The organism is Streptomyces sp. NBC_01451, from assembly GCF_036227485.1.
In the GTDB taxonomy this organism is placed as follows: domain Bacteria; phylum Actinomycetota; class Actinomycetes; order Streptomycetales; family Streptomycetaceae; genus Streptomyces.
Map to the genome: position 1 here is coordinate 6,639,787 of NZ_CP109479.1, position 13,790 is coordinate 6,653,576.

General features: G+C 68.5%; 12 protein-coding genes. 4 read left to right on the forward strand and 8 right to left on the reverse strand.

The genetic code is table 11. The features are described from left to right. Positions 1-310: 310 nt before the first annotated feature. The 5 genes from OG595_RS29165 to OG595_RS29185 are packed head-to-tail and all read right to left on the reverse strand — an operon-like array spanning position 311 to position 7,067. Positions 311-1,246, reverse strand: a complete 936-nt coding sequence (locus tag OG595_RS29165; RefSeq protein ID WP_329277085.1) for a dihydrodipicolinate synthase family protein — start codon at positions 1,244-1,246, stop codon at positions 311-313. Continuing rightward, positions 1,246-2,382 (reverse strand): ABC transporter ATP-binding protein, encoded by a 1,137-nt coding sequence (locus OG595_RS29170; protein ID WP_329277087.1) that lies wholly within the window; start codon positions 2,380-2,382, stop codon positions 1,246-1,248. Before OG595_RS29170 ends, OG595_RS29165 begins: the two co-directional genes overlap by 1 nt. Continuing rightward, on the reverse strand, positions 2,379-4,361 hold the full coding sequence (locus tag OG595_RS29175; RefSeq protein ID WP_443073367.1) for a dipeptide/oligopeptide/nickel ABC transporter permease/ATP-binding protein: 1,983 nt from the start codon (positions 4,359-4,361) through the stop codon (positions 2,379-2,381). The genes OG595_RS29170 and OG595_RS29175 overlap by 4 nt, the downstream gene beginning before the upstream one ends. A 46-nt stretch (positions 4,362-4,407) precedes the next feature. After that, entirely contained in the window at positions 4,408-5,367 is a 960-nt protein-coding gene (locus tag OG595_RS29180; protein ID WP_329277089.1) for an ABC transporter permease, read from the reverse strand. A 53-nt stretch (positions 5,368-5,420) separates the two neighbouring features. Continuing rightward, positions 5,421-7,067 carry an ABC transporter substrate-binding protein gene (locus tag OG595_RS29185; RefSeq protein ID WP_329277091.1) on the reverse strand — a complete coding sequence of 549 codons (1,647 nt, stop codon included), beginning with the start codon at positions 7,065-7,067 and terminating at the stop codon, positions 5,421-5,423. Positions 7,068-7,316: 249 nt separating this feature from the next. On the opposite strand from OG595_RS29185, the gene OG595_RS29190 reads away from it, so the two are divergent. Then, positions 7,317-8,057 carry a FadR/GntR family transcriptional regulator gene (locus tag OG595_RS29190; protein ID WP_329283297.1) on the forward strand — a complete coding sequence of 247 codons (741 nt, stop codon included), beginning with the start codon at positions 7,317-7,319 and terminating at the stop codon, positions 8,055-8,057. Between the two features lie 95 nt (positions 8,058-8,152). On the opposite strand, the gene OG595_RS29195 is transcribed toward OG595_RS29190, so the two are convergent. Both OG595_RS29195 and OG595_RS29200 read right to left on the reverse strand, forming a co-directional pair. Further along, on the reverse strand, positions 8,153-9,094 hold the full coding sequence (locus tag OG595_RS29195) for a hypothetical protein (RefSeq protein WP_329277093.1): 942 nt from the start codon (positions 9,092-9,094) through the stop codon (positions 8,153-8,155). A gap of 71 nt (positions 9,095-9,165) precedes the next feature. Continuing rightward, the gene (locus OG595_RS29200) at positions 9,166-9,714 is read right to left on the reverse strand and encodes a SigE family RNA polymerase sigma factor (RefSeq protein ID WP_329277095.1); all 549 of its coding nucleotides are present in this window, start codon (positions 9,712-9,714) and stop codon (positions 9,166-9,168) included. Between the two features lie 79 nt (positions 9,715-9,793). Between OG595_RS29200 and OG595_RS29205 the strand changes: the two genes are divergently transcribed. After that, the gene (locus OG595_RS29205; RefSeq protein ID WP_443073169.1) at positions 9,794-10,261 is read left to right on the forward strand and encodes a protein-tyrosine phosphatase family protein; all 468 of its coding nucleotides are present in this window, start codon (positions 9,794-9,796) and stop codon (positions 10,259-10,261) included. 13 nt (positions 10,262-10,274) lie between these two features. Here OG595_RS29205 and OG595_RS29210 read toward each other — a convergent pair whose 3' ends face one another. Beyond that, positions 10,275-10,772: a GNAT family N-acetyltransferase gene (locus tag OG595_RS29210; protein ID WP_329277097.1), complete on the reverse strand. Its 498-nt coding sequence runs from the start codon at positions 10,770-10,772 to the stop codon at positions 10,275-10,277. A gap of 284 nt (positions 10,773-11,056) precedes the next feature. Between OG595_RS29210 and OG595_RS29215 the strand changes: the two genes are divergently transcribed. Continuing rightward, positions 11,057-11,869 carry an SCO2525 family SAM-dependent methyltransferase gene (locus OG595_RS29215; RefSeq protein ID WP_329277099.1) on the forward strand — a complete coding sequence of 271 codons (813 nt, stop codon included), beginning with the start codon at positions 11,057-11,059 and terminating at the stop codon, positions 11,867-11,869. A 77-nt stretch (positions 11,870-11,946) separates the two neighbouring features. Further along, complete coding sequence (locus OG595_RS29220) at positions 11,947-13,788, forward strand: SCO2524 family protein (protein ID WP_329277101.1); 1,842 nt, start codon at positions 11,947-11,949, stop codon at positions 13,786-13,788. Positions 13,789-13,790: the final 2 nt, after the last annotated feature.

The following is a 13,790-nucleotide window of genomic DNA, read 5'->3' on the forward strand; positions in this document are numbered from 1 at the left end:
CCCGTTCTGGTCAATTCGATTAGCACTTACCTCGACATCGAGATAAGTGCCGGTGTAAGCGTGTTTATGTGCGGTAAATATGAGGCTTATTTTCCTTTTGGGGACTTGTCGACTGCTTTGCGTTCGTTTGGGGTGGGGTGACTTTCGTCACCCCACCCCTGCATACGCGTCAGGGCCTATCTCTGAGTAGATCGAACTCGTCGTCCCGGACGGCCTGGGGCGCACCACGGCGGGGTGGCAAGTAAGCTCACCCGCCACCGTCCAACGGGAAAGGTGAACGGGCGAGACGGCTTCGCCCCTCCGCACCCCGTCACAACAACCCCGCCCCCGCCAAGAACTTCCCCACCCGCTCCACCTCGTCCTCCGACAACGGGATCTGCGGATCGGCGGTGACCGGGCAGTCGATCACGCCCCGCAGATAGAGCGCCGCCTTGAACGCCCCCAGCCCCGCCGAGCTGCCCCCCATTCGCACGGGATCTCCCGCCGCCACCATCCCGAACAGCACACACAGCCGTTCCTGCTCTGCTCGCGCCCGTCCCCAGTCGCCCGCCCGGCAGAACCGGTTCAGGCGTACGTAGCCGTCCGGGTCGACGTTCGCGAGCCCCGGTACCGCCCCGTCCGCCCCCAGCGCCAGTGCCGAGTCGACGAGCAGCTCGCTCCCGGTGAGGACGCTGAACCCGCCGATCCCGGGGTGTTCCCGCGCCCCCGTCACCACCGCGCGGAACGATGCCAGGTCGCCGCTCGAATCCTTCAGGCCCGCCAGGACACCGTCCGCCGCCAGTTCCAGGACCAGGCCCGCGGGCAGCTTGCTGTGCACGGAGGCCGGGAGGTCGTACGCGACGACAGGGACCGGGCTGCCCGCTGCCACGAGGCGGAAGTGGCGGGCGATCTCCGAGGGGTGGGTGCGGGTGTAGAAGGGGGCCGTGACCACGACCGCGTCCGCGCCCGCCGCCGAGACCGACCGTACGTGGTCCAGTACCCGGGGGGTCGTCATGTCGATCGCGCCCGCCAGGACCGGCAGCGCGCCGGCGACATGGCCGACCACCGTCTCCACCACCAGCCGGCGCTGATCGTCCGTCAGATACGCCGCCTCCGACGACGACCCGAGCACGAACAGGCCGTCCACGCCCGCCTCCACCAGGTGGTCGACCAGCCTGACGAGCGAGCGTACGTCCACCTCGCGGTCCGGTGTCAGCGGAGTGCAGACGGGAGGGACGACACCGGTCAGCGGGGTGGGGAAGGTCATCAGGGCTCCCTGGGGTCTTTCGGGCCGTGCGGCGGTACGGAGGTGGGGTCGGGGACGTCGGCTACAGGGCTCTTCTGCACGTCGGGCACGGCGGCGACCGCCTGGGCGACCAGGTCACGCGTCGTCCGGCCCTCCTCCACAGGGTGGTGGCATCGGAACCGGTGTCCCGGGATTGACGCGGCCGTGAACTCCGGCATCCGTTCCGCGCACACCTCCGTCGCCTTCCAGCAGCGCGTGCGGAACGGGCAGCCGGACGGAGGATGGGTTGCTGAGGGGACCGGGCCGACCAGCGGGATCGGGTCGATCGGGTCCAGCAGGCCCGGCGTCGCCGAGAACAGTGCCCGTGTGTAGGGGTGGCGGGCTCCGTCCGTCACCTCGTCCGCGGGGGACTCCTCCACGATCCGGCCCAGGTACATCGTGATCACCCGGTCGCTCATCCGCCGTACCGTCTGGATGTCGTGCGAGACGAAGACCAGGGCCAGGCCCAGCCGCTCCTTCAGGTCCAGGAGGAGGTTCAGGATCTGGGCGCGGACCGACACGTCCAGCGCGCTCGTCGGCTCGTCCGCCACCACCAGGTCCGGGTCCAGCGCCAACGCCCTCGCGATGGCGACCCGTTGGCGTTGGCCGCCCGACAACTGGCCCGGGAGGCCGTCCGCCAGGGCCCGAGGCAGGCCCACCAGGCCCATCAACTCCCTTACCCTCTCCTCCCGTTCCTTCGTCGTGCCCCGTCTGTGCACGTCCAGCGGGTCGCGGAGGATCTGGCGGACCGTGAGGCGGCGGTTCAGGGCCGTCGACGGGTCCTGGAAGATCATGCCGGTGCCCGTGCCGATGGCCGACCGGCGGTCCGCCGCCTTCATCGTCCACAGGTCGTCGCCGCGGAACGACACGTGTCCCGACGTCGGTGGCTGTACGCCCACCAGCACCTTCGCCAGCGTCGACTTGCCGCAGCCCGACTCGCCCACCACGCCCACCGTTTCGCCGGGCGCGACCGTGAAGTCGGCGCCTGTCAGGGCGTACACGCGGTCGCGGGTGAACAGGCCGCCGCTGCGGGCCTTGTGGACCACGTGCGTGTCCGACAGTTCCACCAGCGGGGTCGACACAGGAGTGGCCGTGGCCGTAGCCGTACTGGTGCTCACTTCACGCTCTCGCTTCCCGTCGGCTCCGGCGTCGTCAGGTCGATCGCCGGATGGTGGCAGGCCGCCAAGTGGGTCGCTACGCCCAGGAGATCGGGGGCCGTCGTACGGCACACCTCCGTCGACATCGGGCAACGGTCCGCGAAGCGGCAGCCCTTGGGGAAGTCGGCGGGGGAGGGGACCGTCCCCTTGATCTGGGTCATGCGGACCGCCGCCGACTCCAGGGACAGCACGCTGCCCAGCAGGCCCCGGGTGTAGTGGTGGGACGGGGACCCCACCAGGTCCGCCGTGACTCCCGTCTCGACGATCTGGCCGCCGTACATCACGACCACCCGGTCCGTCACGTCCGCCACCAGGGCCAGGTCGTGCGAGACCAGGATCAGGGCGAAGTCCAGTTCCGCGCGCAGGCGCAGGAGCAGTTCGATGATCTGGGCCTGGACCGTGACGTCCAGCGCGGTCGTCGGCTCGTCCGCGACGATCAGTTTCGGGTCCCGGGACAGGGCCATCGCGATCAGGACCCGTTGGCGCTGGCCGCCCGACAGCTCGTGCGGATAGCTGCGGAGGGTGCGGTCGGGGTCGAGGCCGACCAGGCCCAGCAGTTCCTCGGGGGTGCGGTGGCCTCCTCGGCGTACGACCTGCTTGAGCTGCGAGCGGATCGTCATCGCCGGGTTCAGGGACGACAGGGCGTCCTGGTAGATCATCGCCATCTCGTGGCCCAGCAGCTTGCGGCGCACGCGCATCGGCTCCGTGAGCAGGTTCCGCTGGTTGAAGCGGACCTGGCCGGTGACCCGGGCACCCTTCGGCTCCAGGCCCATCACCGTCAGTGCCGTCAGCGACTTGCCGCAGCCCGACTCGCCCACCAGGCCCAGGACTTCGCCCGGGTGCACCTCGAAGCTGATGCCGTCGACGATGTCCACGCCCGAGTGGCGCGCGGCGAAACCGATCGTCAGGTTCTCGACCGCCAGCACCGGTTGGCCCGTGGGGACCGGGCGTGCCCTCGCGCGCAGGCGTGCCGCCGCCTCCGTCAGGCCCGGGAGGGCCAGGACCTTGCCCGTTCCCGGCTCGGGGGCCTCCAGGGGGTCCTCCTGCTCCCGCACCTTCACGTCCCGGGCCGCCGGGGCCGCCCAGGCGTCCGAGACGCCCTCCGAGAGGACGTTCAGCGACAGCACGGTGATCAGCATCAGCAGGCCGGGGAACACCGTCGCCCACCAACCGCCGGTCAGGACCATGTTCTTGCCGTCCGCGATGACGCTTCCCCAGGACGGGTCCGGCGGACGTACGCCCGCGCCGATGAACGACAGCGACGCCTCGAAGACGATCGCCTCGGCCACCTGGACCGTGCAGAACACCAGCACGGGTGCCGCGCAGTTGATCGCCACGTGCTTCAGGACAATGTGCGGCGTGCGGGCGCCGATCACTCGTTCCGCCGTCACGTAGTCCTCGCCGTACTGGTCCAGGACGTTCGCCCGCACCACCCGTGCCACCGGCGGGGTGAACAGGAAGGCGATCGCGCAGATCAGGACCGTGATGCCGCCGCCGAAGACCGCGACGAGCACGGCGGCCAGCGCGATGCCCGGGAACGCCATCACCACGTCCAGGCAGCGCATCAGCGTCTCGTCGACCGCCTTGCGCGAGGTCGCCGCGACGGCGCCGATCAGCGCGCCCACCGTCAGGGCGAGCGCGGTGGCGCCGAGGCCGATGGCGAGGGACCAGCGGGCGCCGTGGATCAGCCGGCTCATGATGTCGCGGCCCAGGCTGTCCTGGCCCATCCAGTGCTCGGCGGAGGGGGCTCCCGTGCCGCCGGTCAGGGGCTGTTGGTCCAGGGGGTCGTCGGGGGACACGAGAGGGGCGAAGACGGCCACGAACACCACCACCGCCAGGAAGCAGACCGCGACCCGGGAGATGACGGGGAGCCGGCGCCACCCGCGCAGGCGGATGCCCGGGCGGGAGAGGAGGGCGGCCAGGCGCCCCCGTTCGAACATCATGAACATCAGGCCGCACCCTTCGTTCGCGTGAACAGCTTGAACATCAGGCCGCGTCCCTCAAGCGTGGGTTGACCAGGAGATAGAGGATGTCGATGACCAGGTTCACGACCACGAAGCCGGTCGCCGTCGTCAGGACCACTCCCTGGACGACCGCCGGGTCGCCGTTCTTCACGGCGTCGATCATCAGCTTGCCCATGCCGGGCAGCGAGAAGATCGTCTCGATGACGACCGCGCCGCCGAGCAGGTAACCGACGCGCAGGCCAAGGACCGTGAGCGGGTTGATGAGCGCGTTGCGCAGCACGTTGCGGCCCACCACCACTCTCGGCGGCAGGCCGCTGCCGATCGCCGTACGGACGTAGTCCTTGTCCAACTCCTCGACCACCGCCGTACGGACGATGCGCGTGAGCTGCGCGGCGACCGGGAGGGAGAGGGCGAAGGCCGGGAGTGTCATCGTCTTCAGCCAGCCGGTGAAGGAGTCGGCCGGGTTGATGTAGCCGCCGGTCGGGAACCAGCCCAGGTCGACGGCCAGGTACTGGATCATCAGCAGCGCCAGCCAGAAGCCCGGGGCCGCGACTCCCGTGAGCGACACGACCCGGATGATCTGGTCGGGGAGACGGTCCCGGTAGATGGCGGCCGTGACGCCGCCCAGCAGGGACAGGACCACCGCGATGGCCAGGCCCAGGAAGGTCAGTTGGAGGGTCAGCGGCAGAGCCGTGGTGACCTGGTCGAGCACCGGCGCGCGGGTGAGCGCGCTGATGCCCATGTCACCGTGGAGCAGGTCGCCGATGAAGTGGAAGTAGCGGACGATGAACGGATCGAGCAGGCCGTTCTGTTCGCGGAAGTCGTGCAGTTGCTGCGGGGTCGGGTTGGCGCCCTGGAAGAACGCGGAGGCCGGGTCGACGTCCGAGAACCGCATGACGAGGAACACGAACAGCACGATGCCGAGCATCAGCGGGATGAGCAGGACGATCCTGCGGGCCAGGATTCGGGCGATGGCGACCACGTACGAACTCCCGTACAGCTAGCGGTATCTGGCGGTGGTCAGAGCCGCGGTGGTCACACCCACTTGGCCTGGAGGAGGTTGATGCCCGGGTACGGCTGTGCCCTTATGCCGGTGAGCTTCTTCGGGTCCCAGGCGGTCATCAGCTCGTTGTGGACGACCGGATAGAGCACGGCCTCCTCGGCGACGACGTCGATGTAGTCCTGGATCATCGTCTTCTTCTTCTCGGGGTCCGGCTCCTGCGTCGCCCGGTCCATGTCCTTGAAGAGCTGCTTCGCCACGGCGCTGTCGGCCCAACGGGCGTAGCCCATCCAGAGATTCTGCGGGCCGTAGTTGTAGTGCATGATCAGGTCCGCGTCGAGGCCGAACTGGTTGGGGTTCGAGGCGGCCGACACCACCTGGTAGTCCTGCTTCTGGTCCATCTTCGTGAACACCGCTGTGGTTTCCTGCGGGTTGAGGGTCGTCTCGACGCCGATCGCGTCCCAGGACGCCTTGATGGTGGGCAGGCAGTCGACGATCCAGCTGACGTTCACCGACAGGATCTCGATCTTCAGCCCGCTGACCCCGGCCGCCTTGAGGAGCGCCTTCGCCTTGTCCGGGTCGTAGTCGTAGACCGTCTTCGCGCGCCGGTAGCTGGGGTTGGCCTCGTTGAGGAAGGACGAGGACGGCTTGCCGTGGCCCTTGAGGGCCACCTCCACCATCTTCTCCGTGTCGATGGCGTAGTGCAGGGCCTGGCGGACCCGGATGTCGTCGAAGGGCTTGTGCTTGGTGTTGAACATCAGGAACAGGTTGTTCATCCCCGCCCCGCCCTGGACGTCCATCCCCCCGCTCTTGAGCTGCTGGATGTTGGCGTACGGGATGTTGTCGGCGATCTGCGCGCCGGCACTGGACCCCGAGATCTTGGCGACGCGGGGCGCGGCATCCACTATCGTCATCCAGTTCATCTTCTTGAACGCGGCTTTGCGCGGCCCGTTGTAGGCGGCGAACGCCTCGAAGGTCGTGTTCGACTTCGGGTGGTGCGCCGTCTGCCGGTACGGTCCCGAGCCGATCGCCTTTCCCTTGATCGCGTCGTCCCAGCCGCCCGGCAGGGAGAAGACGTGCTTCGGCATGATCTTCGCCAGGGTGAGCCGGGAAACCCCTTCGGGGAAGGGGAACTTCAGCACCAGCTCGACATTCTGCGCGTCGACCTTTTTCACTTCTTTCAGCCAACTGGCGAAAAACCCCTTGGCGAGTGTCTGCGTGTTCGGATCGAGGATTCGATCGAATACGAAGACCACGTCGTCGGCGGTGACCGGCTTTCCGTCGTGGAAGGTCGCCCCGGCCCGCAGCGTGAACTTCCACGAGGTGCTGCTGAGATCACCGGGGACCGCTGTGGCGAGCGCGGCGTACGGCTCGCGGGAGATCGGGTCGGTGTCGAGCAGGCCCTCGTAGATGTGGTTGTTGGCCGCCATGGAGAAGGCGGAAGCCGTCTGTGTGGGGTCCCAGCTGCCGTCGTTGCCGTAGCCGATCACGGCCGTGAGCGTGCTGTTCGCGCCCCCGGCGCCGCCCCCGGTGTCGTTCGTCGACTCAGGCCCGGACGAACAGGCCGACAGGGAGGAGGAAATGGCGGCGGCGGCACCCAGCGCGCCGGTGTACTTCAGGAACGACCGGCGGTGCGGGGCGGTCGATACAGCGGCGGTTACGTCGCGGGTCACGTCGCGCACGATTCCTCCAGCGGGGTGGGGTCCGAAAAGGTGAGGAGATACGACGTCCTACGTCATAGGGGGCAGCGCGACCATAAGAGGGGCGGTGGGGCCGGTCAAGAGATCGCACACGAATGGCGTATCTGCCAAAGGTGCGACCAATGACGATATGAAATTCGACCGACCATGACGTCAAGAGATCCGTGAATTCATGGCAGTTGAATTTTGATATGCCTGGAGGTGGGACGTGGGATGTCCGGCGAGCGTACGATGCGCCGCATGTCTCAGGAGTCCGGGAAGCGACGCCGGCCCCAGCGGCGGGTGAGCGGCCAGGTCCAGCGCGAGGTCATGCAGCTGATCCTCGACCGCAGACTCCGGGCGGGCGCACCGCTGCCCACCGAGGTCGAACTGATGGAGATCCTCGGGGTCAGCCGCAACTCCGTCCGTGAGGCCCTCAAGGCGCTCCAGGCCCTCGACATCGTGGAGATCAGGCATGGCTACGGGACGTACGTGGGACAGGCCTCGTTGACGCCACTGGTTGACGGACTGACGTTCCGTACGCTCGCCCGGCACGACGGGGACGGCGCCGCGCTCGCCGAGATACTCCAGGTCAGGGAGGTGCTGGAGGACGGGCTCATCCGGCGGGTCGCGGCCGTGCTGTCCGACGCGGAGCTGGACCGGCTGGAGTCCGTGGTCACCCGGATGGAGGAGGCGGGGCGCACGGGCCGGCGTTTCCCCGAACTGGACCGCGAATTCCACGAGGCGCTGTACGGCCCCCTCGGCAACGCGCTCGTGCCGCAGTTGCTCGGCGCCTTCTGGACGGTGTTCCGCCGCGTCTCGGGCGCCCGCGGCTGGCACGACGACCCGGAGCCGGAGCTGACGGCCCGCAGGCACCGGGACATCGTGACGGCGTTGCGCGCCCACGACGTGGAGAGCGCCCAACGCGCCCTGGCGGTGCACTTCCGCGGGATCGAGGCGCGGGCGGCGCAGGAGTCCCGGGGGGTGGGATGAGCGGGTGTGGGTGCGGGCACGCCGGTAAGCCGGGACGTGAAAGGGGGCGCCGACCCCTGTGCGGCGCCCCCGTCACGTACCGTCGCGGCCCTGGCCTACGGCAGCGTCCTGGCGTACGCCGAGTCGTTGTCCGAGTCGTAGACGACCTTGCCCGTGGTGTCGTACCCCTTGATGTGCGGAGCCAGGGTGACCTGCTCGTTGAGGGTGCCGGAGGCCACGAACCAGCCGTGGTCCAGGGCGGCTTCGCTGGTGCTGTCGCCGTAGGAGACGGTCACCCGGGTCACTGAGGGCTCGATCCGACCGATGCTGCCCCAGCGGAACGGCAGCTTCCAGTTGCCCTTGTCGATGAACGACTGCCGGTCGAGCTTGCCGTTGTCGTCGGACATGACCGGGCCGCCGTTGTCGAACTTCAGGCCGCCGGCGCTGATGTTGACACCGTCGGCCTTGCCGTCCTTGATGTTGCAGACCAGCCGGGTCAGCTGCGGCTGCTTCGTCTGCTCCTTGACGGCGACGACGTAGATGCCGTCGCCAGGGGCGTTCGAGTCGCCGGTGCTGTTCAGGGCCAGGATGATCCGGTAGTCGGCGGCATCTCCCAGTTCTGGCCGTGACGGCGCCTCGGACGACCTGATCTGCCCGCTTTCGCTGTGCCAGGCGATGCACTTCTCCAGCCCGTCCGACGCCTGCGCCAACGTGATCCCGTCGAGCAGCTGCCCCGCCGTCGCAGGACCCGCCGGTCCAACAGGCGCCGACTGAACAGGAGTTGACGGCGTCCCCGGCGAAGTGCCGGTCGACGGCAGCGGTGCCGCCGTGTTCACGCTTCCGTCGCCGCCGTTCCCGTTCAGCGCGTACGCCGCCACGGGCGCCGCAGCCAGGGCGACCAGGACCGCGCCGGCCGCCGCCACACGCCGTCGCCGTTCCAGCGCGCCCTTGCGGCGGATCGCCGGATACGGCGCCGACGAGGGCCGGATGGTGTAGGCGTCCTCCGCCATCATTTCGCGCACCTGTGCCTCGAAGTCCTTCCCGTGCTCGTTTCCCACGTGCTGTCCAGCTTCTTGTGACTGTTCCGAAGATCCCGGCTGCCCGGGCCGCTCCGGCCGCTGTTCTCCGTTCACCGGACGCCTTCCCGAACGTGTGACGCGTGACTGGGCGCGGGCCGGCCCACGACCTGCGCCAGCCCCGGATACGTACGCAACTTCGCCAGCCCTTTGGAGGCCTGGCTCTTGACCGTGCCCGGGGAGCAGCCGAGGGTGTCGGCGACCTCGCTCTCGGACAGGTCCTCCCAGTAGCGCAGGACCACCACCGCCCGCTGCTTGGGCGGGAGTTGGGCGAGCGCGCCGAGCAGCGCGCTGCGTTCGTCGGCCCACTGGACGGCCTCGTCGCTGCCCACCACGTCGGGCGGCGCGTCGGTCAGTGCCTCCCGCACGCGCCGCTTGCGGAACCGGTCGCTGTTGCAACTCACCAGCATCCGGCGGACGTACGCCTCCGGATTGTCGGTGCGCGACACCCGCCGCCAGGAGCGGTACGCCTTCGCCAGCGCCGTCTGCGTCAGGTCCTCGGCGTGGTGGGCGTCACCGGTCAGCAGATACGCGGTGCGCACCAGATGGGACCACCGCGCTCTGACGAATTCATGGAACTGGGCCTCTTGTTCGGCCTGCATCGAGTACCCCCTCGCCCACCAGACCACCGTTTCCCGGGAATCGGTTGCCCTGGTTCCGGGACCGCGTTCGAATGTACGGATGGACGAGCGGGGGGATGCGCGGATGGACGGCCGGGCCGACGGGCGCTGGGACGCGGGGGACGCGGGTGTGCTGCGGTTGCCGTCCGGCCGTCTGATCAGGGGGCGCGGCCTGCGCCGCCCCCTCGACCCGACGGCGCCGTCCCCCTCGTACGGCGTCTATCTGCTCGGCAGCCGGCCTCCCGAGGTTCCCTGGGAGCACCGCTGGCTCCACTGGCCCGACTTCCGGCTCCCGAAGGACCGCGTGGACGCCCGCGCGGCCCTGGCCGAGGTGTGGGAACGGGCGGTCGGCGAGCGGGTGGAGGTCGCCTGCGAGGGCGGACGGGGGCGTACGGGGACCGCGCTGGCGTGTCTCGCGGTGCTGGACGGGGTGCCGGCGGGGGAGGCGGTGGCCTACGTGCGGGCGGGGTACGACCGGCGTGCGGTGGAGACGCCCTGGCAGCGGCGGTACGTCCGCCGGTTCGGGTGAGGCGGCGGGTGTCTCACAGGTGCAGGGTCATGACGAGGCGGTCGGCATTCGGCCCGAAGTAGTCCTTGCGCGGGGCGGATTCAGCCGTGAAGCCGAGTGACCTGTAGAGCTCTATCGCGGCGGTGTTGGCCGGCTCGACCGTCAACAGCACCTCGTGCACGGCGTCGGCGCGCAGTCGCCGCAGTACCTCCTCCATCAGTTGCCGGCCGTGTCCGCGACCGCGCTGGTCGCGGGTGACGCCGAGGCTCAGTATCCAGCCGCGGTCGGGATCCCGTGGCATGCCGACCAGGACGTAACCGTGCAGGCCGTTCTCGCCGCCGTCGAGGACGAGCATGTGGTCGGGGTACAGGTCGAAGAGCTGGCGAAGCGTGAAGAAGGGGTACGGGCCTTCGGGGAACGCCTCCGCGTCCAGCCGGACCAGCTCGGGCAGATCGGTCTCCTCGACCTGGCGGATGCGCGGCGATCCGTTCGTGGCGGGTGTCCGGAAATCGTCTGCCGGAAGAGTGCTCATGCTTCCCCCTGTGGCGCGAAGTAAAGACACGTTGACACCCGTACGGGTGGTACGGGCGGGACGGTGCGTTCTCTGCGGTTCGCCTGCGTTCGGCAGGTGATCGACGGATTCCGACCAGCATTACGCGATCTGATCCGATCGCTCAAGGCGCATTCAGGTCCAACGTAAGGGCGCAGTCATTTCGACGGTTGTTCACGTTCTGTCAGAGGGGCTCCCCAGTGCCCGGGATGTTGATATCGTGAACCATGGACTTGGGAACACCGGGGGAAAAACACGAGCCAGTCGTGCTCGATGAGGTCGTGCTCAATGAGCAGGCTCCTTGGTCGGAATTCGACTCGGACGCCTACGTCGCCGGCAACTATCACGAGCTGCAGGCCGCGGACGCCGAGATCATCTCGATCATGCGTGATCACTTCGGTGGCTACTTCGCTGAGCATCCCGATCCGGTCATCGGCGTCGATGTGGGAGCGGGTGCCAACCTCTACCCCGCGCTCGCCATGCTGCCGTGGTGCAAGGAGATCACGCTCTTCGAGCACGCACCCCGGAACCTGGCCTATCTGACGAGACAGCTGGAGCCGGAGTCGTACGACAAGAACTGGGACCAGTTCTGGGAAGCTCTGCGCGAGAACCGGGAATACGCCGAGTTCAAGGGGGACCCGAGGGAAAGGTTCCGCGAGGTCGTCCGGGTCGCGCCCGCCAACATCCTCGCCTCCGACCTCGGTGAACAGCTCCGCGAGAAGCGGGAGGCCTGGTCGGTCGGGACCATGTTCTTCGTCGCCGAGTCGATGACCACCGAGGAGGAGGAGTTCAGGCGCGGCGTGGCGTGCTTCATGCGTGCGCTCGCGCCCGGAGCTCCTTTCTTCGCGGCGTTCATGGAACATTCGGAGGGGTATCACGCGGGTGACGCGTTCTTCCCCGCGTGTGACGTGGGCGAATCGGAGGTGCTGGAAAGCCTGGAGCCGTTCGCCGGGAAGAGCGGAACACTTCACGTCAGGCGGCTCAGGACTCCGGTAAAAGTACGGGCCGGCTATTCGGGCATGATCGTCGCCTATGGCCGCCGAAATTCGGATTCGGATGACGATATTCCGGAATGCTAGACAGGTAGCAGTACCTGCGAACAACCCGTGGTGACTCCGAACAAAACATGGCAGCGCGGCCTGGTGAGGGGCATGGCATGCAGATCAAGCCACGCCAGCATCTGCTGGACGTCTGGCAGGCGGTTGGCCGGCACTCGTTCGACAGTGGCGGCTGGGCCTGGGGCAAGTGGGGCGGGCAGAGCAGTGTGGCCGATGCCGAGCGGCTGCTCTGCCTGCTCTACCCGGCCACCGAGATCCCGGCGTTCCGGCTCGACGACCCGGACACGACACAGGACGACGTCCAGAAGGCGCTCCGGCGGGCCGGCGGCCGGCTGGAGATCCCGGTGAACGTGCTGACGGCCACGGCCGAGTTCATGCGCAACCACACCGGGGACGACAAGAGGCCGACCTTCGCGGGCGGTTACTACTTCCACTCGCGGGACAGCGCCCAGGAGCTCACCCCCGAACAGCGTGAACTCGGCGTGGTGGACAGCTATTCGATGTCGGTCACCCTCTGCCTCGCCACCCTCGGCTTCCTCAAGATCTACGAGACGAAGACGCGCCGTACCGAGGTGCTGGAACTCATCCAGGAACTCCGGGCGGCCACCAGCACCAGGCTGACGGCGGCCATGGTGAGTCTGCTGCGGTCGTTCACCGTCAACGTCTTCGACGCGGACTCCTCGCAGGGCAGAACGCTCTCCGAACTCCTGGGCCAGGGACGGCTGTCCCAGCGGATGGTCCTGCAGAAGTTCCAGCGCCGCTTCGAGGCCCTGCGCGCCATCGTCAGCGAGAGCCTCGTCCTCGGTGTCGACGTCGAGGAAGGCCTCGCGGACCAGAACCAGCTCTTCGAGTGCGGCTGGGCCTGGAGCCTGGTCAAGGACGCGCCCGAGGTGGAGACCGACGAACCGATCGGCCCCCAGCCGCCCGGCGTCGCCAACGCCGTGCCCTACCTCTACTTCACCGTCGTCGCCCTCGACGGCATCGCGGACCTGTTCTCCGACCGCACCCTGACCCTGGGCCTGCTCAACGCCGAACAGCAGAAGCTCGCCGAGGCGTTACGACTGCGCTGGGAGATCACCCAGCAGTACTGGTCGGCCATCGCCCGCTTCGACGCCGACCGCTGGCCCCTGGAGGACATTCCCTGGCGTACGACAGGGCAGAAGCTGGAGTCCGAGTACTTCTCCCTCTCCGTCGCCGCCATCCTCGTATTCGACCTGGTCCGCCGCCGTGCCACCGACGACGACCTGACCCGCACGGTCGGCATCATGGAGCGGCTCGCCGAGCGCGGGCGCATCACCAGCCGGATGACCGGTACCGACAAGGCCGTTGAGCTGCACAATCCCGGGATCGTCCTGCCGCTCCAGGGCAGTGAACGCATAGGGCCGCCCATGCAGTGGCGGATGAACGACTTCTCCGCCCAACTCCTCAAGCGGACCATCCAGTTGTGCACGCTCTCCCGCAACCTCGTCTCGCACGACCGGCTGCTGCGGCTGGCCGAGGACATCTTCGGGCACATGTGGAAGCGCCGGATCGGCGACGGCGACGGCGTCGACCTGTGGGACAACGTGCACGCCGTCTATCCCGGGTCGCCCGCCTCCGACCGCCCGGTGTCCTGGAGCGTCACCGAGCGCGTCACCGAGTGCCTGGTCAGTGCCCACCAGCTGTACCGGCAGCCACCGATCCGCAGTGCCGAACTGGGCGTCCTGGCAAGGGCGTTGCTCAGCGAGTCGACCCACCTGCTGGGCAACGAACAGATGGAACCGGCGCCCGCGTCCGAGGGTAGGCGCGGCATGGACCTCAAGGGCATCGAGGTCAAACTGCGCCGGGCCCGGCAGCTCATCGACGAACAGCCCGGCACCGCCTGCGCGTTGACCCTCGATGTACTCGGACAGCTCGACGCCCTCGCCCGGGCCCGCGACGCGGCGACCCAGGGGGCGTGAAG